The sequence below is a fragment of the Streptomyces sp. NRRL B-24085 genome, from assembly GCF_001282115.1.
Taxonomy (GTDB): Bacteria; Actinomycetota; Actinomycetes; order Streptomycetales; family Streptomycetaceae; genus Streptomyces.
In genome coordinates this window covers 1-23,658 of the sequence record NZ_LJBR01000044.1, presented here as the reverse complement: position 1 = coordinate 23,658, position 23,658 = coordinate 1, and the positions used below count along the sequence as shown (strand labels likewise).

Genomic DNA, 23,658 nt, shown 5'->3' with positions numbered 1-23,658 from the left:
GTCTCGCCCTTGGAGGCCGCGTTCCTGGCCCTGACCGAGGACGGGGGCACGAGCCGATGACCACCACCACCGTCCCCGCGGCCCCCGCACCCGCCCCTGTCCGCCCGGTGCCTGTCTCGCGCAGCTACCGCTTCGAGCTCGTCAAGCTCGTCTCCCAGTGGCGCGTGCGCCTTCTCGTCCTCGCCTGCTGGACCGCGCCGGGGCTGTTCGTCGCCGGGGTGGCACAGCAGAGCACGCTGCCCTCCGACACCCTCTTCGGCCGCTGGATGCACGCCACCGGCTGGGCCGGACCGCTGGTGGTCCTCGGTTTCGCGGGCACCTGGGCGCTTCCGCTGCTGACCTCGGTGGTCGCCGGTGACGTGTTCGCCGTCGAGGACCGGCTCGGCACCTGGCGGCACCTGATGGTCGCGGTCCGCTCACCGCGGCGGATCTTCGCGGCGAAGGTGCTGGCCAGTGTCACCGTGATCCTGCTGCTCGTGGCCGGGATGGCCTGCTCCGCCACGGTCGGCGGGCTCGCGTCCGTCGGCAACCGGCCGCTCGTCGGCCTCGACGGCCATCTGCTGGCCCCTTCCGACGCCGCCGAGCGGGTCCTGCTGGCCTGGGTCGTGGCCCTCGCGCCCACTCTTGCCCTCGCCGCGATCGGCCTGCTCGGGTCGGTCGCCCTCGGCCGGTCCCCGACGGGGCTGCTGCTGCCGCCGCTCTTCGCCCTCGGCATGCAGATCGCCCAGATGCTGCCGCTGCCCGTTGTCGTACGCCTGGCTCTGCCCGGCTACGCCTTCGTCTCCTGGAACGGCCTGTTCACCGACCCGGTCCAGCTCGCCCCGCTCCTGACCGGCGTCGCCGTCAGCCTGGCGTGGGCCGTGCTCGCGACCGCACTGGCCCATCTGCTGTTCCTCCGGCGGGACTTCACCCACCTTGCCCACGACGGCGGCGGGCGCCGCGCGTTCACCGTGGGCGTGCTGCCGCTGGCCGGACTGACCGCTCTGACCGTCGCCGGGATCACCGTCGCGACCGACTCGAGCGGCATCACACAGGCCGAGCTCCAGAGATCCCTGGCCACGGCCTTCGCGCACCTCTACCGCGAGCAGACGGAACAACTCCACCGCCCCGCCGTCACCGAGGCGCAGCTCAGAGCCTCGGCGACGTGCACCAAGAGCGACGGCCAGGCCGCTCAGCAGGGGGCGGGCAATGACTGGCGGTGTGTCGTGACCTGGCACCTGCCCGGCGTACCGGTGGCGGGGACGGCTGTCTATCAGCTGGACGTCGGATCGGACGGGCGGTTCGTCGCCGACGGCGACGGGCCGAAGGAAGTGAACGGCTACTTCCTGGTGCGGACCTCCACCGGGGACGCACCCAACCCGCTGTGGCAGTTCGACGGCAACGTCGAGCTGCTGGACACCACCTCGAAGGGATAGTCCCATGCAGGTAACTCGGCAGCGCCGCGGCAGCGAGAAGGCCAGACGCCTCAGCCGCCGGACCACGCTGGTGACGGCCGGTATCGCCGTCGCCCTCGGCGTCACCGGCACCGCGGTCGCCTCCACCCACCAGTTCGGCAGCCAGCAGGTCGCGCAGCACACCGCCAGGGGCGAGGTCATCTCCAGCGACCAGTACCTCAAGCCGTACGGCAGCCGCACGGTCATCGACGACGGCAAGATCATGTCGTCCGCAGTCAGCCCGGACGGCACCCACCTCGCGGCCGCGGTCACCGACGGCGACGCCGCACTGGTGATCATGGACCTGGCGACCGGGCAGGTGAAGCAGAGGATAGGCGCCAACGCGGCGGACGACCTGCGCATCAGCAGCGCCGCGGTCGGCCAGGAGGGCCCCGCCTACTCGCCCGACGGCAAGCAGCTGTGGCTCGGACAGGCCACCGGGTACACCAGGTTCACGGTCGAAGCGGACGGCACCCTTACCGACCCCGTGGCCGTCCCGATCCCGGCCGTCGGCTCCCAGCAGGCGCTCGTGGGCGGGGCGGTGTTCTCCCCCGACGGAACCACCGTGTACGCGGCGGTCAACGGACAGAACCGGGTCGTCGCCCTCGACGCCACCACCGGAACCATCGAGCGGAGCTGGGCCGTCGGCATCGCCCCGCGCGGAATCGCCCTGGTCGACGGCAAGCTGTACGTCAGCAACGAGGGCGGGCGCCCGGCCCGGGCCGGCGAGACGACGATGAACTCCTACGGCACCCAGGTGCCCGCGAACCCCGACACCGGTGCCTCCACCACCGGCACGGTCAGTGTCATCGACACCCGTGAGGACAAGGCCGTCCGGACCGTCGACGTGGGTCTGCACCCGACCGCCGTGTACGCGCGGAAGGGCGCGGTGTTCGTCACCGACACCGCCGACAACAGCGTCTCGGTCATCGACACCCGCAAGGACGAGGTCGTCCAGACCATCGCCACCCAGCCCTGGCCCGAGGCGAAGGTGGGCTACGAGCCCGACGCGGTCACCCTCACCGACGACGGCCATCTGCTGGTGACACTGGGCCGCGCGAACGCCGTGGCCGTGTACCGCTACAAGTCCCCGCAGGAACCGGCGAGTTACGTCGGCCTGATCCCGACCGACTACTTCCCGGCCGAGATCACCACCGTCGGTGGGAAGGTCGTCGTCTCCAACACCCGGGGCATCGACGCCCGCCGCCCCACCACCGCCTCCGGACACGGCACCCACGACACCACGTCCAGCCTCACCGAGTTCACCCTGCCGAGCGATCTCGTCGTCAAATCCCAGACCGCGAAGGTCTTCCAGCAGAACGGCTGGACACCCGGCTCGGTCACCACGGCCAAGGGCACGAGCCACGCCAAGCCGGTACCGGTCCCCGCCCGCCTCGGCGACCCCTCGACGATCAAGCACGTCTTCCTGCTCGTCAAGGAGAACCGCACCTACGACCAGGTCTACGGCGACCTCCCGCAGGGCGACGGCGACCCGGCGCTGACGACCTTCGGCGCCAACGTCACGCCCAACCAGCACGCCCTGGCACGACAGTTCGGCCTCTACGACAATTTCTACGACATCGGCACCAACTCCGCCGAGGGCCACAACTGGCTGATGCAGTCGGACAACCCGGAGTACACCGAGTCCTCCGCCGGTGAGTACACGCGCAGTTACGACACCGAGAACGACGTACTGGGCCACCAGAAGACCGGGTTCATCTGGACCGGCGCGCAGGCGGCCGGCCGGTCCGTCAAGGACTTCGGCGAGTTCCAGTCGACCGAGTCCAAGCCGGCCGGCGCCACCTGGCAGAACCTCTACTGCGACAGCAAGACCATGGCGGCGACCGGGGCGGTGACCCAGTACCCCATACAGACGGGTTCGGCGATCCCCTCGCTCAACGACGTGTCGGTGCAGGGCTTCCCGATGTTCGACCTCAGCGTCCCGGACATCTACAAGGAACAGATCTGGAAGCAGGACTTCGAGAAGAACGGCCCGGCGAACCTGAACATGTTCTGGTTCTCCAACGACCACACCGGCGGCCCGGCCAACGCCGCCGCCGAGGTCGCCGACAACGACCTCGCGGTGGGCCGGATGGTCGACGAGATCTCCCACAGCAAGTACTGGAAGGACTCCGCGATCTTCGTCGTCGAGGACGACTCCCAGAACGGCCTCGACCACGTCGACGGCCACCGGGCCCCGGTCCAGATCATCAGCCCCTACGCCCAGCACGGCACCGTCGACAGCCACTACTACACGCAGATCACGATGATCCGCACCATCGAGCAGATCCTCGGGATCCACCCGATGAACCAGAAGGACAGCGCGGCCACCCCGATGTACGGGGCGTTCACGAACAAGGCCCACACCACCCCGTTCACCGCGGTCCCCAACCGCACCTCACTCACCCTGGGCGTGAGCCCCACGCCCTCCTGCGGCGCCGACACCCCGGCAGCCCAGGACACCGACGCGGCGCCCGCACCGACCTCCGCCGCGGTGCCGGAGGCCCGGCAGGGGCTCGCGGCGCAGTGGCGGACCTGGGCCTCGCACCAGCGCCTGACCGGTCCGCACGCCGTGCCGGACTACGCCAACGCCGAGCAGATGAACCGCTACACCTGGTACCAGACGCACGACTGGACCAAGCCCTATCCCGGTGACCGGAAGGTCTTCGCGCCGAACGACGTGCCGGGCGCCTACCTCCCCTCAGCGGAGTCCGACGGCTGAGCCGGCCCGTGCATCGGGATGCCGGAAGGCGCACCCTGGAAGCAGAGGTTTCCGGAGGTGACCGTCATGACGCACACCGCTGTGGGATGGCACGTCGAGCTGGAGTTCCGGGAGGACGAACGGCACACGGAGGCGGTCGCGCTGGTCCGCCTGCCCGACGGGACCGAGATTCGGGCGCACGGACACGCCAGCCGCCATCGCAGCGACCCCAACCAGCCGCGGGTCGGTGAGGAGGTGGCGGGGGCGCGGGCGCTGAACGAACTCGCGATGCAGTTGCTGACCAAGGCGCACGACGAGATCGACGAGGTTTCCGGGCGGACGTCCCACTCGATCAACGTGTAGCCGTCACAGGGCCGCCCGCACCGCCCTGACCAGCGCCTGCGCCCGGGGATCCGCCGTGACCGTCTTGCGGAAGCCGTTGGTGACATAGCCGAGGGCGACGCCCGTCTCCGGGTCGGCGAAGCCGAGGGAGCCGCCGCGGCCGGGGTGCCCGAAGGAGCCCGCGCCGAGCAACGGCGAGGCGCTGCCGTGCAGCATGTAGCCGAGCCCGAACCGGGTGTTCACCACGAGCACCCGGTCCGGGCCCGCCGACTCCTCGCCGCGGGCGAGTTCCACGGTGGCCGGGTCGAAGAGCCGCACGCCGTCGACCTCGCCGATCATCGCCGCGTAGACGCGCGCCAGCCCGTCGGCCGTCGCGATCCCGTTGGTCGCCGGCAGGGCGCTCGCCCGGTACGCCGGTGCGTTCTGGTCGGGGAAGGGGGTGATCGCGGCGAAGGCGCGGCGGGTCAGGGAGCCGGGATCCTGGTAGGCCTCGGTCACGGACCGCTTGGGGCGGGCGCGCAGACCGCCGGCGGGCTCCGGCCCCTCGACGCGTCCGACCCGTCCCGTCCGCCCCGCCGCTTCCTCCCGCGCGGGCAGCCCGAGCCAGAACTCCGCCCGCAGCGGCCCGGCGATCTCCCGTGCGATCCACTCGCCGGCGCCGAGCCCAGTCACCCGGCGCACCAGCTCGTCCAGCATCCAGCCGTACGTCAGCGCGTGGTACCCGTGGTCCGTGCCGGGCTCCCACACGGGTGCCTGCGCGGCGACCGCCTCGGGACCCTTCAGCGGGTCCAGGGCCTCCTCCGGGGTGAGCGGGCGGTCCAGCACCGGCAGTCCGGCCCGGTGGTTCAGCACCTGCCGGACCCGCACCTGCTCCTTGCCGCGCGCCTTGAACTCGGGCCAGTACTCGGCCACCGGCGCGTCCAGGTCCAGCTCCCCGCGCTGGTGCAGCATCAGGGGTACGGCGGCGGCGACACCCTTGGTCGCCGAGCGCACCACCTGCGCGGTGCCGTGCGCCCAGGGCTCGGTGCCGTCGACGTCCCTGGTGCCGGCCCACAGGTCGACGACCTTGCGCCCGTCCCGGTACACGGCGACCGCGGCGCCCCGGTCCCCGAGCGCCTCGAAGTTCCGCGCGAACACGTCCCTGACCGGCTCGAAGCCCTCGGCGACTGTGCCGTTCACGTCCACGCCGTACTCCTCCTGCTGCCGCCCGGGGCCTTGTCCGGTGTCCCTCTCAGCCAAGCAGAATCGTCACGTCGATGTTCCCGCGGGTCGCGTTGGAGTACGGGCAGACCTCGTGGGCGGCGTCCACCAACTTGGCCGCGAGGTCGGCGTCGAGGACCGGCAGGGAGACGCTGAGCGCGACCGCCAGGCCGTAACCGCGGTGCTTGTTGGGGCCGATGCCGACCTTCGCGGCGACCGTGGAGCCGGTCAGGTCGTAGCCCTCGCGGTTGCCGACGAGGATCAGCGCGTTGTGGAAGCAGGAGCTGTAGCCGGCGGCGAAGAGCTGCTCCGGGTTGGTGCCGTTGCCGTCCCCGCCGAGTGCCGGCGGCATCGCGACCTTCAGCTCGATCTGGCCGTCCTGGCTGGTGACGAAGCCGTCGCGGCCGCCGTGGGCGGTGGCCTCGGCCACATACATGATCTTCGTCGGCCGGGTGTCGACGACGGTTTCCTCAGCCATGGCTGGTCTCCCCCCACAGAAGTGTGCACAAGTACATCGCGCACAAGGTACCGGCCGGTAGGTCGGGGTCGGGTTACCAGGGGGTAGCAACCGTGGGTAACAGAAGGTCAGCGGGGGCGGTCGGCCGCCGCCTCCGCCCGGTGCGCGAGCCGCCGCAGCTCCTCGCGCAACCGCGCGGCCTCCGTGCCGTCGAGCGCCGTGGCCTCCAGCAGTGCGCCGGGGACACGTGCCGCACGCTCCCTGAGTTCCTCCGCGCGCCCCGTGCACGCCACGAGCACCGAGCGCTCGTCGGCCGCCGCGCGCTCCCGGCGCACGAGCCCGGCCGCCTCCAGCCGCTTGAGCAGCGGCGACATCGTGCCGTAGTCCAGCCGCAGCGCCCCCGCGAGCTCCTTCACGGACGTCTCCCCGCGCTCCCACAGCACCAGCAGCACCAGGTACTGCGGATAGGTGAGCCCGAGCTCGTCGAGGAGCGGCCGGTACGCGGCCGTCACCGCGCGCTGGGCGGCGTACAGCGCGAAGCACAACTGGTCGTCGAGCAGCAGTGATCCGGCGTCCTCTTCGTTCGTCACGCGCCCATTGTCACGGACCGCGGATCGAATCCGAAGGGCAACTCCAGCCGGTGGGCGCGCATCAGCTCGTCGTCGGCGAGGAGTGCGGCGGTCTTCCCGTCCGCTGCGATGGTGCCCTCGCTCAGGATCAGCGAGCGCGGGCACAGCTCCAGCGCGTACGGCAGGTCGTGGGTGACCATCAGGACCGTCACGTCCAGCGAGCGCAGGATGTCGGCCAGTTCACGGCGGGAGGCCGGGTCGAGGTTGGAGGAGGGCTCGTCCAGGACGAGGATCTCCGGCTCCATGGCGAGCACGGTCGCCACCGCCACCCGGCGCCGCTGCCCGAAGGACAGGTGGTGCGGGGGCCGGTCCTTGAACTCCGCCATGCCGACCCTGCCCAGCGCCCGGTCCACGCGCTCCTCCAGCTCCGGACCCCTGAGCCCGGCCGCCGCCGGCCCGAACGCCACGTCCTCGCGCACGGTCGGCATGAAGAGCTGGTCGTCGGGGTCCTGGAAGACGATCCCGACCCGGCGCCGGATCTCCGCCATGTGCTTCTTGTCCACGGGCAGCCCGGCGACCCGCACCGTGCCCACCCCGCCGCTCAGGATGCCGTTGAGATGGAGCACGAGGGTGGTCTTGCCGGCGCCGTTCGGGCCGAGCAGCGCGACCCGCTCGCCGCGCGCGATCGAGAAGTCCACGCCGAACAGGGCCTGGTGCCCGTCGGGGTAGGCGAAGGCCAGTCCGGTCACTTCGAGGGAAGCAGTCACAGGGTCCATCCCAACACGCAGACGACGAGGGCGGTCACGGGCAGCGCGAGGGCGTACGACCACTGCGCCCGGGACGCGGTCACCTCGTCGATGACCGGCATGGAACCGGCGTAACCGCGGCTGACCATGGCCAGGTGCACCCGCTCGCCGCGTTCGTAGGAGCGGATGAACAGCGCGCCGGCCGACTTGGCGAGGACGCCCCAGTGCCGCACGCCGCTCGCCTCGAACCCCCGTGACTCCCGCGCGATCCGCATCCGCCGCATCTCGTCGGTGATGACGTCGCCGTAACGGATCATGAAGGACGCGATCTGGACGAGCAGCGGCGGGAGCCTGAGCCGTTGCAGTCCCAGGAGCAGTTCGCGCAGTTCGGTGGTGGAGGCGAGCAGCACGGACGCGGCGACGCCGAGCGTGCCCTTGGCGAGCACGTTCCAGGCGCCCCACAGCCCGCTCACGCTCAGGGACACGCCCAGCACCTCGACCCGTTCGCCCTCCGCGACGAACGGCATGAGCACCGCGAACGCCACGAACGGCACCTCGATCAGCAGCCGCTTCAGCAGGAAGCCGGCGGGCACGCGGGCGGCGTACGCGACCACGCCCAGCAGGACGGCGTACAGGCCGAACGCCCACATCGCCTCGCGCGGGGTCGAGACGACGACCACGACGAAGGCGAAGGCGGCCGCGAGTTTGGTGTGCGGCGGCAGGGCGTGCACGGGGGAGTGCCCGTGCCGGTACAGCCGATGTGCGTGCCCGGCCCCCATGTCAGACGCTGCTCGTGCTCGCCGGTGAGACGTCGGCCGTACGACGCCTGCGGACCGCCCAGAAGACGCCGGTGCCCGCGACCACGGTCACGCCGACGCCGATCACGCCCGCCAGCCCCCCGGACAGGCGGGCGTTCTCGACGTCCTTGACGCCGTAGTCGGCGAGCGGGGAGTCGGCCGTGGCGTGCTTCTCGGTCTTGGCGTCGATGCCCTTGTCGGCGGCGACCTTCTCCAGACCGTCGGGGCTGGCGGAGGCGTAGAAGCTGACGAACCCGGCCAGGACCAGGGAGGCGACGAGCCCTGTGATCCAGACCTTGCGGGGGGAGCGGGCGGCGGCGACCGGCGCGGTGTCCGGCACGTCGACCAGCTCGCCGCCGACCCGCAGCTTGAGCTTCTGCTGGAGGCCCCGCGCGCCGTACACCAGGTCGGGGCGTACGGCGACGACGGCGCCGACGGTCAGCGCGGTGATGGCCGCCTCGCCGATGCCGATGAGGACGTGGACGCCGATCATCGCGGTGGCGACCTTGGAGATGGAGACGTCGGTGGTGCCGCCGACGGCGTAGATCAGGGTGAAGGCGACGGCCGCGGCGGGCACGGAGAGCACGGCGGCCACGAAGGAGGCGGCGGTGATCGAACCGCGCCGGCGCGGAAGCACCTTGACCAGCCCGCGGAAGACGGCGTACGCCACGACCGTGGTGACCACGGCCATGTCGGTGATGTTCACGCCGAGCGCGGTCAGGCCGCCGTCCGCGAAGAGGATGCCCTGCATGAGCAGGACCACGGAGACACACAGGACGCCGGTGTAGGGGCCCACGAGGATCGCGGCGAGGGCTCCGCCGAGGAGGTGGCCGCTGGTTCCGGCGGCCACCGGGAAGTTCAGCATCTGCACGGCGAAGATGAACGCCGCGACCAGACCGGCCAAGGGCGCGGTGCGTTCGTCGAGTTCACGTCGGGCGCCGCGCAGGCTCACCGCGACGGCGGCCGCGGCGACGACTCCGGTCGCTGCCGAGATGGGGGCGTCTATGAATCCGTCAGGCACATGCACCGTTCGATGATAGTGGCTTGTTGCGAACTCTTTGCAAGAGAGCTGTGCCACGAACAGCAAGTCACGGGCTTTCGGTCCCGGGAGCGGAACGCAGGAAATGTGCGACGCTGGGTAAGGAATGGATGCATAGCTTCCGCACAGGTTACGCAGCGTGAGAGGGCCGTCACGATGTCTGTAGTCGAACAGTACGCGCGAGCCCACATCGTTTCGGACGCGGACATCGCACAGGACGAGGCGGTCCCGGTGGTCCTGCGCTACGACCCCGAGACCGACCCGCGCTCGGTACGGGTCGGTCTGCCGGGCACCCACGAGTGGACCTTCTCCCGGGCCCTGCTGGAACAGGGCCTCAGGGCCCCCGCCGGCAGCGGCGCGGTGCGGGTGTGGCCGTGCGGGCGGGTCCAGGCCGTGGTGGAGTTCCACTCGCCGCACGGAGTGTCGGTGGTGCAGTTCGAGCAGAAGGCCCTGCTCAGGTTCCTGCGCCGGACCTACATGGCCGCCGCACCCGTACGGGGCTGACGCGGCCTAGCCGCCCAGCTTCAGCAGGGCCGCCACGATCGGGCCCGCGGTGTCGCCGCCGTGGCCGCCCGCCTGGACCACACCCGCGGCGGCCAGGTCGCCCCGGTACGCGGTGAACCAGCCGTTCGGCTTCTTCTGGCCGTCGACCTCCGCGGAGCCGGTCTTCGCGCCCACGTTGCCGGACACCCCGGACATCGCCTCGGCCGCCGTGCCGTAGCCCGCCGTGTACGCCATCAGCTCACGCAACTGCGACAGGGTGCCCGAGGACATCGTGCGCGAGGCGGTGGCCAGCGTGCGGTTGTCGACGCTCGGGGACACCAGGTAGGGCTGCTTGAAGGTGCCCGACTCGACGGTGGCGGACACCGACGCCATGTTCAGCGGGTTCATCCGGACCCCGCCCTGGCCGATCAGCTCGGCCGCCTTCTGGGCCGCGCTCTGCACCGGCACCGAACCGTCGAAGGACGGGACGCCGATCGCCCAGTTGTTCATGGACAGGCCGAAGACCTGCTGGGCCTGCTTGGTCAGGCTGTCGTTGTCCAGCTTGCCCGCCTGGCTGATGAAGGCGGTGTTGCAGGAGCGGGCGAAGCTCGCCTTGAAGGTGCCGCCCTTGATCTCGAACTTGTCGTCGTTCTGGAACTTCCAGCCGCCGTACGTGAAGTACTTCGGGCAGGGGTGCGCCTTGTCCGCCGAGGCCAGGCCCTTCTCGATCAGCAGCGAGGAGGTGACGACCTTCATCGTGGAGCCCGGGGCGAGGGAGCCCTGGAAGGCGGTGTTGAAGCCGTGGCTCGCGTTGGCCACCGCGAGGATCTCGCCGGTCGACGGGCGCAGGACCACCACGGAGGACCGCGCCCGCTTGGCGACCTGTGCCTCGGCCGCCGCCTGGAGCGCCGGGTCCAACGTCGTCCGCACCGTGCCCGGGGTGCCCTTGCTGAGCTCCACCAGGGTCTTGTCGGAGTCCTCGGACTCGGAGGAACCGGCGTCCTTCCCGCGGACCACCCGCAGCTCGATGCCCGCCTTGCCGCCGGCCTTCTTGCCGTACTTCTCGCGCAGCCCGTCCAGGACGGTGCCCAGCGACGGGTACCTGTCCTCGGTGATCTCGCCGCCGTCCCGGTCGACCGCCTTGATCGGCGGGGTCCCGGACTCGCCGGTGACCAGGGTGTCGCCGTCCTTCAGGGCGGGGTGGACGACCGAGGCGGTCCAGTCGACCTGCGGCTTCCCGGTGGCGGTGTCGCGGACGACGGTCAGCGAACTGCCGTACGTGAGCGGCTTGCTCAGGCCCTTGTACGCCACGGTCGCCTTGACGGAGAAGGGCACCTTGTCGCCGGTGCGGGCACCCGGGGTGAGGGTGACGCCGGTGAGGTGGGCGTCCTTGGTCCAGCCGGTGAGGAGTGCGGCGGCGGCCTTCGTGTCGCTGGTCGCGGCGGCCGCCGCGCTCACCTTGCCCTGCTGCCAGGAGGTCAGGAAGGTGCTCGCCGTGGTGGTGACCTCGGTCGCCGACAGCGGACCGGTCTTGACCTTCGGCTTCTGGTCCCCGGCGGACACGGAGGTGTTCTGCGTGCGGTCGTCGGCCGCGGCTCCGGCGCCGTACAGCGCGTAGACGCCGAGGCCGGCGCCGCCGACGACCACGGCGATCATCCCGCCGACCACGGCGGGCCTTGTCTTCCGTCGCTCGGCGACGCGCCTTCTGTTACCCACGACCTACGCTTCCTCCGCGCTGTGCAGGGTCCCCGTTGCCCTCATCAGTCCCAACGAGGCCAACAGCCTAGAGTCCCCGTCCCGCCCGGGTGACGTCAGCCCGCGGCTCGTAGCACGTCTGCGACAATCGGGCCCGCCGCGTCGCCGCCGTGGCCGCCCTCCTCCGTCATGGCCGCCGCCGCCACGTCGTTGCGGAAACCGGTGAACCAGCTGTTGGACACCTGCTGTCCGTCGACCTCCGCGGAACCGGTCTTCGCCCCGATGTCCCCGCGCAGCCCCGCCATCGCCGTGGCCGCCGTGCCCTGGGTCGCGGTGAGCCGCATCATCTGCCGGAGCTGGGAGGCGGTGTTGTACGGCAGCCCCTTCGCGGTGGCCAGCTCGCGCCCGTCGAGCTCGGGGGAGACCAGGTAGGGCTGGTGGAAGGCGCCGGTGATCGCGGTAGCGGTGACCGAGGCCATGTTCAGCGGGTTCATCTGGACCTGGCCCTGACCGATCGCGTTCGCCGCGCGGTCCGGGCCGCTGACGGCGGGCACCTTCCCGTCGAAGGAGACGACGCCGGTCTTCCAGTCCTTGCCGATCCCGAAGCGGTTCTGGGCCTCCAGCGTCAGCGACTCGTCGGTCAGCGGCTTCTCGTCGATCAGCTTGATGAAGGCGGTGTTGCAGGACCGCATGAAGCTGTTGGCGAGCGTGGCGTTCTCGTTGGGCTTCATGTTGGTGAGGTTCTTGAAGGTCTGCCCTTGCCACACGGCTTCGGGCGGGCAGGGTGCCGGGCCGTTCATCGAGGTCACGCCGTTGTCGATGAGCATCGCGGCGGTGATGATCTTCATCGTGGAGCCGGGGGCCTTGGTGCCCTCGAAGGCCGCGTTGAAGGCGTCGGTGCGGTTGTTGGCCACGGCCAGGACCTCGCCGGTGCTCGGCTTGACGGCGACGACCGACGACTGGTTGTAGCGCTTCACCGCCTTCTCGGCGGCCGCCTGGGCAGGGGCGCTGATGGTGGTCTCCAGCTTGCCCGGCCGGCCCTCGGCCAGGGTCAGCAGCGAGGTGTCGGGGCTCTGGTCCGGGTGCTTGACGACCAGCTCGATGCCGGGGGTGCCGCCGGCCTTGTCCCCGTACTTCTCGCGCAGCGCGTCCAGGACGGGACCCAGCGAGGGGTACTTCTCCTTGGTCAGCACCTTGCCGTTCCGGTCCACCGCCTCGATGGACGGGTTCGCGGACTCGCCGGTGACGAGCCGGTCGTCCCGCTGGAGCTTCGGGTACACCACGGAGGGCTGCCAGTCGACGAGCGCCTTGCCGGTGGTCACCCCGCGCACGACGGTCAGCTCGCTGCGGTACGCCAGCGGCTTCGACTTCCCGTCGTACGACACCGTCGCCTTCACGGTGTACGGCACGGTCGCGCCGGTCGCCCTGCCGGGCGTGATCCTCACATCACCGATGTGCGCGTCCGCCTGGTAGTCCGTCAGCAGCACCTCGGCCGTCGTGCTGTTGTTGGTGAGGGCGGCCGCGCTCGCCGTGTCGCCCTTCTCCCAGGCGGCGAAGAAGTCCTGGGAGGTCTCCTTGATCTCGTCGGCGCTGGGCGGCCCGCTCCGCTTGGCGTCCCCGACCCCGCCGCTCCCGTCGTCGCTCAGCGCCGACACGAAGTTGTACGCGCCGTATCCGGCCCCGCCGACCATCACGGCGAACACCGTGCTGACGACAGCGACCTTCACCCCCTTGGCCATGGTGGCCCCCTCCCCGATTCACCCCGTTGTTGTGGGCAGCCTAAGCGGGAGGTGTGACAAGCGGGGTAAGAGTTTCCTGATTCGCAGGGACGGGTGCTCAATCACATACGTGAACACCCGTCCCCTAGACCCATGTGTCCAGCCACATCCGCGACCGCCAGTCGTCGATCGGGATGCTGGTGCCGGTGTACAGGGGCCAGAAGTAGATGAAGTTCCAGGCGATCAGGAGGACCAGGACTCCTGCCGCCGTGGCGCCCGCCACGCGGCGGGTGTCGGAGGAGCGCGGGGGGCCGACCAGGGCGCCGACGAGCATCGCCACGGCCAGGCAGAGGAAGGGGAGGAAGACGATCGTGTAGAAGAAGAAGATCGTGCGTTCCTGGTAGTTGAACCAGGGCAGGTAGCCGGCCGCGATCCCGCAGGCGATGGCGCCCGCCCGCCAGTCGCGGCGGAAGAACCAGCGCCACAGGACGTAGAGGACCGCGAAGCAGGCAGCCCACCACAGCAGGGGCGTGCCGATCGCCAGGACCTCACGCGCGCACTTCTCGCCCGCGTCCACCGGGCAGCCGTCGGTGCCGGGCGCGGGGGACTCGTAGAAGTACGACACCGGGCGGCCGTCGACGATCCAGCTCCACGGGTTGGACATGTACGTGTGCGGCGAGGACAGGCCGACGTTGAACTTGTAGACCTCGTGCTCGTAGTGGACCAGGCTGCGCCACCAGTCGGGCAGGAAGGTCCAGTTGCCGCCCTTGCCGTCGGTCGCCGCCCAGTTGCGGTAGTAGCCGCCGGTGCCGTCCGCGGGGGAGATGATCCAGCCGATCCACGAGGTGACGTAGGTGACGACCGCGACCGGCACCATGGCCAGGAACGCGAGGCCGAGGTCGTACTTGAGGACCGCCTCGTAGGGGCGGCGGGCACCCGCCACCCGGCGGGAGCCGACGTCCCACAGCACCGTCATGACGCCGAAGGCGATGAGGAAGAACAGTCCGTTCCACTTGGTGCCGATGGCCAGGCCCAGCAGCAGCCCCGCCAGCCAGCGGTAGGGGCGCCACCCCAGGCGCAGGGTGTCCGCGACGTGCGCGTCGGGGCGCACGAGGCCGAAGGAGTCGACCGGGAGCGCGGCCGCGAGTTTCTCCCGGGCCCGGTCGCGGTCGATCACCAGGCAGGCGAAGGCGGCCAGCACGAAGAACATCAGCACACCGTCGAGCAGCGCGGTCCGCGCCATCACGAAGGCCAGGCCGTCCACGGTCATCAGCGCGCCCGCGAGGCAGCCGAGGAACGTGGAGCGGAAGATCCGGCGGCCCACCCGGCACACGATCAGCACCGACAGCGTCCCCAGCAGCGCCGTCATGAACCGCCAGCCGAACGGGTTGAACCCGAACATCAGCTCGCCCAGTCCGATGACGTACTTGCCGACCGGTGGATGCACCACGTAGGCGGGATCCGTCGGCAGCGCCACATGCCCGTTCGAGGACAGGATCTGGCTGTCGACGTTCTTGCCCCAGCTCAGTTCGAAGCCGCGGTGGACGAGCGCCCACGCGTCCTTGGCGTAGTACGTCTCGTCGAATATCACCTTCTTCGGGCTGCCCAGGTTCCAGAACCGCAGCAGCCCCGCCACCAGCGTCACCAGCAGCGGCCCCAGCCAGCCCGACCAGCGCGTGACCCGCTCGGCGAGCACCCGGGGCACGCCCAGGACCTGCCACATCCGCGGGCTGGGCGTCGCGAAGGGCGGAACCAGACGTTCGCGCACGTCGCTTCCGGCCTCGGGCGTGTAGCCGAAACGGCGCAGCCTCTGCTGCCACGACGGCCGCCGGTCCTGGGGGGCCTGGTCCTGCCGGGTGTCCGTGGAGGACGCGGTACTGGTCACCGCGCCATCGTAAGGAACGGCGCTGTGTGAGTCCCGTGCATGGGCGGATGCGTCCGGTTCGGGGCACTGCTGGGAGGATGGGGAGGTGACTGGAACCCTTGTCCTGGCAGGCACCCCCATCGGCGACATCGCGGACGCTCCGCCCCGGCTCGCGGAAGAACTGGCCGGGGCCGACGTGGTCGCGGCCGAGGACACCCGGCGGCTGCGGCGGCTGACCCAGGGCCTCGGCGTGACGCCCAAGGGGCGGATCGTGTCGTACTTCGAGGGCAACGAGGCCGCCCGCACCCCCGAACTGGTCGAGGAACTCCTCGGCGGGGCACGGGTGCTGCTGGTCACCGACGCGGGGATGCCGTCGGTGTCCGACCCCGGGTACCGGCTGGTCGCCGCGGCCGTGGAGAAGGACGTCCGGGTCACCGCCGTCCCGGGACCGTCCGCGGTGCTGACCGCGCTCGCGCTGTCCGGGCTGCCCGTCGACCGGTTCTGCTTCGAGGGGTTCCTGCCGCGCAAGGCCGGCGAGCGGCTGTCGCGGCTGCGGGAGGTCGCCGACGAGCGGCGCACCCTCGTGTACTTCGAGGCCCCGCACCGGCTCGACGACACCCTGGCGGCCATGGCCGAGGTCTTCGGGGCGGACCGGCGGGCGGCGGTGTGCCGGGAGTTGACCAAGACGTACGAGGAGGTCAAGCGGGGGGCGCTGGGCGCGCTCGCCGAGTGGGCCGCGGACGGCGTCCGGGGGGAGATCACGGTCGTCGTCGAGGGGGCGCCCGAGAAGGCGGCCGGGGAGACCGACGACGCGGAGCTGGTGCGCAGGGTGCGGGTGCGCGAGGAGGCGGGGGAGCGGCGCAAGGAGGCCATCGCCGCCGTGGCCGTCGAGGCGGGAGTCCCCAAGAGGGTGGTGTTCGACGCGGTCGTCGCAGCGAAGAACGCTCCCTCCCCGGGCGCCGGATGAGGTGGGTCACACCCCCTCTGAGCAGGGCGCATGACTTCTGAGCGTGCGCCCCATGTGCTCGCAAAGCGGTGTCTCGGAATGCAAAGCTCCACGGGGTCGGAGGGTCCGGTTCGGCAAGGAAAGTCCAAATCGGGTCCAACAGTCGACAGGCCTGTCGCCATCGGCTCCCGGGAGGCGTCCACTGGGGTGAGGGACGTACCCGTCCTTCGAACCAGCGGACACACAGGAGCTGGCATGAGCGAGATCGCAGGGCACCCCGGTGCGACGGCCGTGGTCAACGAGTCCTACTCCTTCGCCTGCATGCGCTGCGGGCACGGCTGGGAGCAGTCGTACGAGATAGAGCACCACGTCGACGGCGACGGCCGGGAGTTCGTGCAGTACGTGGTGGACGGACGGGTCGTGCCCTCTCCGCTCTCCCGGCCCGCCTGCGCGAACTGCGACCACCACGTCGTACGGATCATGCGGCCCGGCCGGGTCGCCGCCACCCGGGACGCCGACCACCGCCGGCACCGCACGCCCGCCGCCGGGCCCGTGGAGGCACCGGCACCCGCGCAACCGGCGGCGGAGCCGGGCGCGGAGCACCACTGGCACCTGGCCGGCCTGCTGCACGTCTTCCAGCGCAAGGCGAGCTGACTGCACCGGAAGCCGGGTGGGCATGCCCCTTTCGTAGGATCGGGGCATGCCTTCGAACAGCCCCCGCGAGAAGAACGCGGCCCCGCCGCTCCCGGAGCCCCTGCGGGTACCGGTCGCCGACTCCCACACCCACCTGGACATGCAGGACGGGACCGTGGAGGAGGGGCTCGCCAAAGCCGCGTCGGTCGGGGTGACCACGGTCGTCCAGGTCGGCTGCGACGTACGGGGCTCCCGCTGGGCGGCCGAGACGGCGGCCCGGTACGACGCCGTCCACGCCACCGTCGCGCTGCACCCCAACGAGGCGCCGCGGATCGTGCACGGCGACCCCGACGGCTGGTCACGGCAGGGGGCGCGCCGGGCCGGCGGCACCGGGGCGCTCGACGAGGCGCTCGCGGAGATCGACCGCCTGGCCGCGCTCCCGCAGGTCAAGGGCGTCGGCGAGACCGGCCTCGACCACTTCCGCACCGGGCCCGAGGGCAAGGAGGCGCAGGAGGCGTCCTTCCGCGCCCACATCGAGATGGCCAAGCGGCACGGCAAGGCGCTCGTCATCCACGACCGCGACGCCCACGACGACGTGCTGCGGGTCCTCAAGGAGGAGGGCGCCCCCGAGCGGACCGTCTTCCACTGCTACTCCGGCGACGCGGAGATGGCTCAAGTGTGCGCCCGTGAGGGCTACTTCATGTCCTTCGCCGGCAACGTCACCTTCAAGAACGCCCAGAACCTGCGGGACGCGGTGGCCGTGGCGCCGCTCGAACTGCTCCTCGTGGAGACCGACGCGCCCTTCCTGACGCCGGCGCCGTACCGCGGACGGCCCAACGCGCCCTATCTCATTCCGGTCACGGTGCGCGCCATGGCCGCCGTGCGCGGCATCGACGAGGACGCGTTGGCCACGGCACTCGCCGCGAACACCGCACGCGCCTTCGGGTACTGACCCCGTCGAACGTAACTCCGGGTAGCCGAGTCGCTTTGGAGAGTGACGGTCGCTCCGCTAGGTTCTGGGGGCCCGATCCGGACCCCTCTGGACCCCTCGGCCCCTGGAGCGTGTCGGCGTGAGCAGCTCGCAGTACGAGACGACGTACGAGCCGTACGAGTCCTACGGCCCGACCGAGCCGTACGACCCACCGGCGTACGGCGGTTGGGACGCGCCCCCCAGCGACCCGGACACCGTGGACACGCTCCCGTACGGGGTGTACGAGACGCCGGTCCCGCCGTACGAGGACACCTACCGACCCGCCTACGAGGTCCCCGTGGCCGAGCTGCCGACGATCCCCGGGGTGCGCGCCGGAGCGGGACGGCGGGCCGCGCGCCGGCGCCGGGCGCGGTACGCGGAGCGGCCGGACGGGGCGGCGATGAGACGGCTGCTGCCGCAGGCGCTGGTCGTCGCGTTCCTCGCCGGGGGCACCACCGCGTTCGTCGCCAAGGACAAGGCGATCGAGCTCACCGTCGACGGCAAGCCCCGGACGCTGCACACCTTCGCCGACGACGTGGGCGAACTGCTCGCCGAGGAGGGGGTCGCGGTGGGCGCGCACGACGTGGTCGCGCCCGCCCCCGGCGAACAGCTCGCCAGCGGCGACGAGGTCGCGGTGCGCTACGGGCGTCCGGTGCGGCTCACGCTCGACGGGCACCGGCGCGAGGTGTGGACCACGGCACGGACGGTGGACGCGGCACTCGAACAGCTCGGGGTGCGCGCGGAGGGCGCATACGTGTCCACCTCGCGCTCCCGGCGGATCGGGCGGGAGGGGCTCGCGCTGGACGTGCGCACCGAGCGGTCCGTGACGATCATGGCTGACGGCCGGGCGCGGACCATCCGCACGAACGCGGCGACCGTGGCGGACGCCGTCGAGGAGGCCGGGATCACGCTGAGCGGGATGGACACCACCTCGGTGGCGCCGGGCAGCTTCCCCCGCGAGGGCCAGACCGTCACGGTGCTGCGGATCACCGGGTCGCGGGAGGTCCGCGAGGAGCGGATCCCCTTCCGGGAGGAGCGGAGCGAGGACCCCTCCCTGTTCAAGGGCACGGAGGTCGTGGACCAGGTGGGAGTGCCGGGGGTGCGGCGGGTCACGTACTCCCTGCGCACCGTCAACGGGGTGCGGCAGAAACCGCGGCGGACCAGGGTCGAGGTGGTGCGGGAGCCCCGCACGCAGATCGTGCGCGTGGGCACGAAGCCGATGCCCACCTCCGTGCGGGGCGCGGACCACCTGAACTGGCAGGGGCTGGCCGTGTGCGAGTCCGGGGGCCGCCCGAACGCGGTGGACCCGTCGGGGACGTACGGCGGCCTCTACCAGTTCGACACGCGGACCTGGCAGGCGCTCGGCGGCTCCGGCCGCCCGCAGGACGCACCGGCGGCGGAACAGACGCTCCGGGCGAAGAAGCTGTACGTGCGGCGGGGGGCGAGCCCGTGGCCGCACTGCGGCGGCCGGCTGCACGGATGAGCGGGCGGGACCGGCGCGCACCGGCCCGCGGCTAGGCTGTCCACGTGAGCAGCCCCTCCCCAGACTCCCTCCTCGGCCCTGCCGACATCCGCGAACTCGCCGCCGTCCTCGGCGTACGTCCCACCAAACAGCGCGGCCAGAACTTCGTGATCGACGCGAACACGGTCCGCCGGATCGTACGGACCGCCGACGTGGGCCCCGAGGACGCCGTCGTCGAGGTCGGTCCAGGACTCGGCTCGCTCACCCTCGCCCTCCTGGAGGCGGCCGCCCACGTCACGGCCGTGGAGATCGACGACGTGCTCGCCTCCGCGCTCCCCGCCACCGTCGCCGCCCGCGTCCCGGACCGGGCCGGCCGTTTCGCCCTCGTGCACTCGGACGCGATGCACGTCACCGACCTTCCCGGCCCCGCGCCGACGGCACTGGTCGCGAACCTCCCGTACAACGTCGCCGTACCCGTGCTGCTGCACATGCTCGACACCTTCCCGAGCATCGAGCGCACCCTCGTCATGGTGCAGGCGGAGGTCGCCGACCGGCTCGCCGCGGCGCCCGGTTCGAAGGTGTACGGCGTCCCGTCCGTGAAGGCCAACTGGTACGCCGAGGTCAAGCGGGCCGGGTCGATCGGGCGCAACGTCTTCTGGCCCGCCCCCAATGTCGACAGCGGGCTCGTCGCGCTCACCCGCAGGACCGAGCCGATCAAGACGACCGCCTCCAAGCGCGAGGTGTTCGCCGTCGTCGACGCGGCCTTCGCCCAGCGCCGCAAGACCCTGCGGGCCGCGCTCGCCGGGTGGGCCGGTTCGGCCGCGGCCGCCGAGAGCGCCCTCGTGGCCGCCGGGGTCTCGCCCCAGGCCCGCGGGGAGGCGCTCACCGTCGAGGAGTTCGCGCGTATCGCGGAGAACAAGGAGCCCGGTCACCAGTGAGCGTCACCGTCCGCGTCCCCGCCAAGGTCAACGTCCAGCTCGCCGTCGGCGCCGCCCGCCCCGACGGCTTCCACGACCTGGCCAACGTCTTCCTCGCGGTCGGCCTCCACGACGAGGTGACCGTGACCCCGGCCGGCGAACTCCGCGTCACCTGCGAGGGACCCGACGCCGCCCAGGTCCCCCTGGACCGCACCAACCTCGCGGCCCGCGCGGCGATCGCCCTCGCGGAGCGCCGCGGCCTGGACCCCGCCGTCCACATCCACATCGCCAAGGACATCCCCGTCGCCGGCGGCATGGCCGGCGGCAGCGCGGACGGCGCCGGTGCGCTGCTGGCCTGCGACGCGCTGTGGGGCACCGGCGCCACGCGCGAGGAACTGCTCGACATCTGCGCCGAGCTGGGCAGTGACGTGCCGTTCAGCCTGGTCGGCGGGGCCGCCCTCGGCACCGGACGCGGGGAGAAGCTGCGCGCCCTCGACGTCGGCGGCACCTTCTCGTGGGTGTTCGCGATGGCGGAGCGGGGGCTGTCCACCCCGGCCGTGTTCCGGGAGTTCGACCGGCTCACCGAGGGCCTCGACGTCCCCGAGCCCGTCGCCTCCGAGCGACTGCTCGACGCGCTGGCCGAAGGCGACCCGGACGCGCTCGCCGCCGCCGTCTCCAACGACCTCCAGCCCGCCGCGCTCTCCCTCTTCCCGGAACTGGCCGACACCCTCGCGGCGGGCAGCGCCGCGGGCGCCCTCGCCGGGCTCGTCTCGGGATCCGGGCCCACCACGGCGTTCCTCGCCCGCGACAGCGGGTCGGCGGCCCGGATCGCGGACTCGCTGCGCGACTCCGGCACCTGCCGGGCGGTGCGCACGGCGTCCGGGCCGGTGCCGGGTGCGACGGTGATCCGGCCCTAGCGGTCGGACTACCCTGGAGGGTCGATCGATCCCCCTGGGCAGGAGAGAAATGGCCGTCAATCTGGTCAATGTCGAGAACGTCAGCAAGGTGTACGGCACCCGTGCCCTGCTGGACGGTGTCTCGCTCGGCGTCTCCGAGGGCGATCGCATCGGCGTCGTGGGCCGCAACGGCGACGGCAAGACCACCCTGATCCGCATGCTCGCCAAGCTGGAGGACGCCGACACCGGACGCGTCACGCACTCCGGCGGACTGCGGCTCGGGGTCCTCACCCAGCACGACTCCCTCGACCCCGCCGCCACCGTGCGGCACGAGGTCATCCGGGACATGGCCGACCACGAGTGGGCCGGCAACGCCAAGATCCGCGACGTGCTGACCGGACTGTTCGGCGGGCTCGACCTGCCCGGCTTCCCGCAGGGCCTCGACACCGTCATCGCGCCGCTCTCCGGTGGCGAGCGCCGCCGTATCGCCCTCGCCAAGCTGCTCATCGAGGAACAGGACCTGATCGTCCTCGACGAGCCCACCAACCACCTCGACGTCGAGGGCATCGCCTGGCTGGCGAAGCACCTGCGCGAGCGGCGGTCCGCGCTCGTGTGCGTCACCCACGACCGGTGGTTCCTCGACCAGGTCTGCACCCGCATGTGGGACGTGCAGAAGGGCGACGTCTACGAGTACGAGGGCGGGTACTCCGACTACGTCTTCGCGCGTGCCGAGCGCGAGCGGATCGCCGCCACCGAGGAGACCAAGCGGCAGAACCTCGTCCGCAAAGAGCTGGCCTGGCTCCGGCGCGGTGCCCCCGCCCGGACGTCCAAGCCGCGCTTCCGCGTCGAGGCCGCCAACGAGCTCATCGCCGACGTGCCGCCGCCGCGGGACAGCAGCGAGCTGATGAAGTTCGCCTCCTCACGGCTGGGCAAGACCGTCTTCGAGCTGGAGGACGTCACCGTCCAGGCCGGCCCCAAGGTCCTGCTCAAGCATGTGACGTGGCAGCTCGGCCCCGGGGACCGGATCGGTCTCGTCGGGGTCAACGGCGCGGGCAAGACCTCGCTGCTGCGGGCCATGGCCGAGGCCGCGCGGACCGAGGGCGAGAAGCAGCCCGCGGGCGGGCGGGTCGTGGTCGGCAGGACAGTCAAGCTCGCCTACCTGTCCCAGGAGGTCGCCGAACTCGACCCCGCGGTGCGGGTGCTGGAGGCCGTCCAGCAGGTGCGGGAGCGCGTCGACCTCGGCAAGGGGCGCGAGATGACCGCCGGACAACTCTGCGAGACCTTCGGCTTCAACAAGGAGAAGCAGTGGACGCCGGTCGGGGACCTGTCCGGCGGTGAGCGGCGCCGCCTCCAACTCCTGCGGCTGCTGATGGACGAGCCCAACGTCCTCTTCCTCGACGAGCCCACCAACGACCTCGACATCGAGACGCTGACCCAGCTGGAGGACGTCCTCGACGGCTGGCCCGGCTCGATGATCGTCATCTCCCACGACCGGTTCTTCGTGGAGCGGACCACCGACCGGGTCTTCGCGCTGCTCGGGGACGCCACCCTGCGGATGCTGCCGCGGGGCATCGACGAGTACCTGGAGCGACGGCAGCGGATGGAGGAGGCCGTGGCCGCCGCGACCCCGGCCCCCGTGAAGGCCGTGGCCGAGAAGAGCTCCGCCGACCAGCGGGCCGCCAAGAAGGAGCTCCAGAAGATCGAGCGGCAGCTCGACAAGATCTCCGAGAAGGAGACGAAGCTGCACGCCTCCATCGCCGAGAACGCCACGGACTTCGGGAAGGTGGCCTCCCTCGACGCCGAACTGCGCGACCTCGCCGGGGAGCGCGAGGAGCTGGAGATGCGCTGGCTGGAGCTCGCCGAGGACGCGTGAAGGGACGCGTGAAGGGACGCGTGAAGGGACGCGTGAAGGTGCGGCACATCGTCCTCGAACGACAGGAAAGCCAGGAATTCAGCACTTCCGGGACACTTCTCACCGGTAGGGGAAGCGCAACGTCGAACTAGCGTGTAGCTTCCGGGGGCATGAAGGGCGGGGGTGCCGGGAGAGAGTGCCGGGAGAGGTCCTCCGCCCGTGCGGATCAGTGGGCTTCACCGTGGGGCATACACGCGGATCCATCGGGGTGACTGGGGGGTTGGTCGATGGGAGTTCGGCTCATGGTGGTCGACGACCACCGATTGCTCGCCGAGGCGCTGGCCTCGGCGTTGAAACTGCGCGGGCACCGGGTGCTCGCGGCGGCGGCGCCCGCGGCGGGGGCGGCGGAGCTGGTGATCAGCCGGGCGCCCGAGGTGTGCCTGCTGGGGACAGCCACGCCGGCCGAGCCGGGGATGTTCGACCCGGTGGTGAAGATCAAGCGGGAGCGGCCGCAGGTGGCGGTGCTGGTGCTGGGGCCGGTGCCCAGCCCTCGCGGGATCGCGGCCGCGTTCGCTGCGGGGGCCTCCGGCTATGTGCGGCACGACGAGCGGATCGAGGGTGTCGAGCGGGCGATCATGAAGGCGCGGGCGGGGGAGGCGGCGGTTGCTCCGCAGTTGCTCCAGGGGGCGTTCAGTGAGCTGCTGAATCCCGCGGCGCAGCCGGACGACGAGGGGCAGCGGCTGCTCCAGATGCTGACGCCTCGGGAGGTGGAGGTGCTGGTGCGGGTGGCCGACGGGGAGGACACGCGGCTGATCGCGGCGGGGATGGGGATAGCGCCGTCGACCGCGCGGACGCATGTGCAGCGGGTGCTGATGAAACTGGGGGTGGGGTCGCGGCTGGAGGCGGCGGCGCTGGCGGCTCGGACGGGGTTGCTGGAC

General features: G+C 71.6%; 21 protein-coding genes. 12 read left to right on the top strand and 9 right to left on the bottom strand.

Annotated elements, in window-relative coordinates:
• Nucleotides 1-56 precede the first annotated feature (56 nt).
• From AOJ26_RS06955 to AOJ26_RS06945, 3 genes are all read left to right on the top strand, one after another.
• Nucleotides 57-1,415, top strand: a complete 1,359-nt coding sequence (locus AOJ26_RS06955; RefSeq protein ID WP_053847300.1) for an ABC transporter permease — start codon at nucleotides 57-59, stop codon at nucleotides 1,413-1,415.
• Nucleotides 1,416-1,419: 4 nt separating this feature from the next.
• Entirely contained in the window at nucleotides 1,420-4,155 is a 2,736-nt protein-coding gene (locus tag AOJ26_RS06950; protein ID WP_053847299.1) for a bifunctional YncE family protein/alkaline phosphatase family protein, read from the top strand.
• Nucleotides 4,156-4,221: 66 nt separating this feature from the next.
• A complete protein-coding gene (locus AOJ26_RS06945; protein ID WP_053847301.1) occupies nucleotides 4,222-4,497 on the top strand; it encodes a DUF1876 domain-containing protein in 276 nt (91 codons plus the stop codon).
• Nucleotides 4,498-4,500: 3 nt separating this feature from the next.
• Here the strand turns inward: AOJ26_RS06945 and AOJ26_RS06940 are convergent, their stop codons facing one another.
• The 6 genes from AOJ26_RS06940 to AOJ26_RS06915 form a co-directional block, all read right to left on the bottom strand.
• Nucleotides 4,501-5,661 (bottom strand): serine hydrolase domain-containing protein, encoded by a 1,161-nt coding sequence (locus AOJ26_RS06940; protein WP_053847298.1) that lies wholly within the window; start codon nucleotides 5,659-5,661, stop codon nucleotides 4,501-4,503.
• 46 nt (nucleotides 5,662-5,707) lie between these two features.
• Nucleotides 5,708-6,154 (bottom strand): organic hydroperoxide resistance protein, encoded by a 447-nt coding sequence (locus AOJ26_RS06935; protein ID WP_053847297.1) that lies wholly within the window; start codon nucleotides 6,152-6,154, stop codon nucleotides 5,708-5,710.
• Nucleotides 6,155-6,261: 107 nt separating this feature from the next.
• Nucleotides 6,262-6,723 (bottom strand): MarR family winged helix-turn-helix transcriptional regulator, encoded by a 462-nt coding sequence (locus AOJ26_RS06930; protein WP_053847296.1) that lies wholly within the window; start codon nucleotides 6,721-6,723, stop codon nucleotides 6,262-6,264.
• Nucleotides 6,720-7,478, bottom strand: a complete 759-nt coding sequence (locus tag AOJ26_RS06925; protein WP_179200295.1) for an energy-coupling factor ABC transporter ATP-binding protein — start codon at nucleotides 7,476-7,478, stop codon at nucleotides 6,720-6,722. The genes AOJ26_RS06930 and AOJ26_RS06925 overlap by 4 nt, the downstream gene beginning before the upstream one ends.
• Nucleotides 7,466-8,227 (bottom strand): cobalt ECF transporter T component CbiQ, encoded by a 762-nt coding sequence (gene cbiQ / locus AOJ26_RS06920; RefSeq protein WP_053847294.1) that lies wholly within the window; start codon nucleotides 8,225-8,227, stop codon nucleotides 7,466-7,468. Before cbiQ ends, AOJ26_RS06925 begins: the two co-directional genes overlap by 13 nt.
• A gap of 1 nt (nucleotide 8,228) precedes the next feature.
• The gene (locus tag AOJ26_RS06915; RefSeq protein WP_053847293.1) at nucleotides 8,229-9,272 is read right to left on the bottom strand and encodes an energy-coupling factor ABC transporter permease; all 1,044 of its coding nucleotides are present in this window, start codon (nucleotides 9,270-9,272) and stop codon (nucleotides 8,229-8,231) included.
• 168 nt (nucleotides 9,273-9,440) lie between these two features.
• Here AOJ26_RS06915 and AOJ26_RS06910 point away from each other — a divergent pair, with 168 nt between their 5' ends.
• The gene (locus AOJ26_RS06910; protein ID WP_053847292.1) at nucleotides 9,441-9,788 is read left to right on the top strand and encodes an SsgA family sporulation/cell division regulator; all 348 of its coding nucleotides are present in this window, start codon (nucleotides 9,441-9,443) and stop codon (nucleotides 9,786-9,788) included.
• Nucleotides 9,789-9,794: 6 nt separating this feature from the next.
• Here AOJ26_RS06910 and AOJ26_RS06905 read toward each other — a convergent pair whose 3' ends face one another.
• The 3 genes from AOJ26_RS06905 to AOJ26_RS06895 all read right to left on the bottom strand — a co-directional run bounded on the left by AOJ26_RS06905 (nucleotide 9,795) and on the right by AOJ26_RS06895 (nucleotide 15,065).
• Nucleotides 9,795-11,483, bottom strand: coding sequence for a penicillin-binding transpeptidase domain-containing protein (locus AOJ26_RS06905; RefSeq protein ID WP_053847291.1), 1,689 nt, complete (start codon nucleotides 11,481-11,483; stop codon nucleotides 9,795-9,797).
• A 95-nt stretch (nucleotides 11,484-11,578) separates the two neighbouring features.
• Nucleotides 11,579-13,201, bottom strand: a complete 1,623-nt coding sequence (locus AOJ26_RS06900; protein WP_053847290.1) for a penicillin-binding transpeptidase domain-containing protein — start codon at nucleotides 13,199-13,201, stop codon at nucleotides 11,579-11,581.
• Between the two features lie 124 nt (nucleotides 13,202-13,325).
• Entirely contained in the window at nucleotides 13,326-15,065 is a 1,740-nt protein-coding gene (locus AOJ26_RS06895; RefSeq protein ID WP_053847289.1) for a dolichyl-phosphate-mannose--protein mannosyltransferase, read from the bottom strand.
• An 85-nt stretch (nucleotides 15,066-15,150) separates the two neighbouring features.
• Here AOJ26_RS06895 and rsmI point away from each other — a divergent pair, with 85 nt between their 5' ends.
• The 8 genes from rsmI to AOJ26_RS06855 all read left to right on the top strand — a co-directional run.
• The gene (gene rsmI, locus AOJ26_RS06890; protein WP_053847288.1) at nucleotides 15,151-16,011 is read left to right on the top strand and encodes a 16S rRNA (cytidine(1402)-2'-O)-methyltransferase; all 861 of its coding nucleotides are present in this window, start codon (nucleotides 15,151-15,153) and stop codon (nucleotides 16,009-16,011) included.
• Nucleotides 16,012-16,245: 234 nt separating this feature from the next.
• Complete coding sequence (locus AOJ26_RS06885) at nucleotides 16,246-16,644, top strand: hypothetical protein (protein WP_053847287.1); 399 nt, start codon at nucleotides 16,246-16,248, stop codon at nucleotides 16,642-16,644.
• Between the two features lie 46 nt (nucleotides 16,645-16,690).
• The gene (locus tag AOJ26_RS06880) at nucleotides 16,691-17,575 is read left to right on the top strand and encodes a TatD family hydrolase (RefSeq protein WP_053847286.1); all 885 of its coding nucleotides are present in this window, start codon (nucleotides 16,691-16,693) and stop codon (nucleotides 17,573-17,575) included.
• Between the two features lie 118 nt (nucleotides 17,576-17,693).
• Nucleotides 17,694-19,076, top strand: a complete 1,383-nt coding sequence (locus AOJ26_RS06875; RefSeq protein ID WP_053847285.1) for a resuscitation-promoting factor — start codon at nucleotides 17,694-17,696, stop codon at nucleotides 19,074-19,076.
• Between the two features lie 44 nt (nucleotides 19,077-19,120).
• Nucleotides 19,121-19,993: a 16S rRNA (adenine(1518)-N(6)/adenine(1519)-N(6))-dimethyltransferase RsmA gene (gene rsmA / locus AOJ26_RS06870; protein ID WP_053847284.1), complete on the top strand. Its 873-nt coding sequence runs from the start codon at nucleotides 19,121-19,123 to the stop codon at nucleotides 19,991-19,993.
• Entirely contained in the window at nucleotides 19,990-20,889 is a 900-nt protein-coding gene (locus AOJ26_RS06865) for a 4-(cytidine 5'-diphospho)-2-C-methyl-D-erythritol kinase (RefSeq protein ID WP_053847283.1), read from the top strand. The genes rsmA and AOJ26_RS06865 overlap by 4 nt, the downstream gene beginning before the upstream one ends.
• Before the next feature lie 49 nt (nucleotides 20,890-20,938).
• The gene (locus AOJ26_RS06860; protein WP_053847282.1) at nucleotides 20,939-22,741 is read left to right on the top strand and encodes an ABC-F family ATP-binding cassette domain-containing protein; all 1,803 of its coding nucleotides are present in this window, start codon (nucleotides 20,939-20,941) and stop codon (nucleotides 22,739-22,741) included.
• Between the two features lie 266 nt (nucleotides 22,742-23,007).
• Nucleotides 23,008-23,658, top strand: a 651-nt coding sequence (locus AOJ26_RS06855) for a helix-turn-helix transcriptional regulator (RefSeq protein WP_078959780.1), incomplete at its 3' end; no start/stop codon positions are given.

Bases quoted from the DNA above. Each gene is read 5' to 3' on its own strand.
- AOJ26_RS06860 (WP_053847282.1), top strand. From the start codon at position 20,939: ATGGCCGTCAATCTGGTCAATGTCGAGAACGTCAGCAAGGTGTACGGC.
- AOJ26_RS06910 (WP_053847292.1), top strand. From the start codon at position 9,441: ATGTCTGTAGTCGAACAGTACGCGCGAGCCCACATCGTTTCGGACGCG.
- AOJ26_RS06885 (WP_053847287.1), top strand. From the start codon at position 16,246: ATGAGCGAGATCGCAGGGCACCCCGGTGCGACGGCCGTGGTCAACGAG.
- AOJ26_RS06880 (WP_053847286.1), top strand. From the start codon at position 16,691: ATGCCTTCGAACAGCCCCCGCGAGAAGAACGCGGCCCCGCCGCTCCCG.
- AOJ26_RS06925 (WP_179200295.1), bottom strand. From the start codon at position 7,478: ATGGACCCTGTGACTGCTTCCCTCGAAGTGACCGGACTGGCCTTCGCC.
- AOJ26_RS06900 (WP_053847290.1), bottom strand. From the start codon at position 13,201: ATGGCCAAGGGGGTGAAGGTCGCTGTCGTCAGCACGGTGTTCGCCGTG.
- AOJ26_RS06935 (WP_053847297.1), bottom strand. From the start codon at position 6,154: ATGGCTGAGGAAACCGTCGTCGACACCCGGCCGACGAAGATCATGTAT.
- AOJ26_RS06955 (WP_053847300.1), top strand. From the start codon at position 57: ATGACCACCACCACCGTCCCCGCGGCCCCCGCACCCGCCCCTGTCCGC.
- cbiQ (WP_053847294.1), bottom strand. From the start codon at position 8,227: ATGGGGGCCGGGCACGCACATCGGCTGTACCGGCACGGGCACTCCCCC.
- AOJ26_RS06945 (WP_053847301.1), top strand. From the start codon at position 4,222: ATGACGCACACCGCTGTGGGATGGCACGTCGAGCTGGAGTTCCGGGAG.
- AOJ26_RS06950 (WP_053847299.1), top strand. From the start codon at position 1,420: ATGCAGGTAACTCGGCAGCGCCGCGGCAGCGAGAAGGCCAGACGCCTC.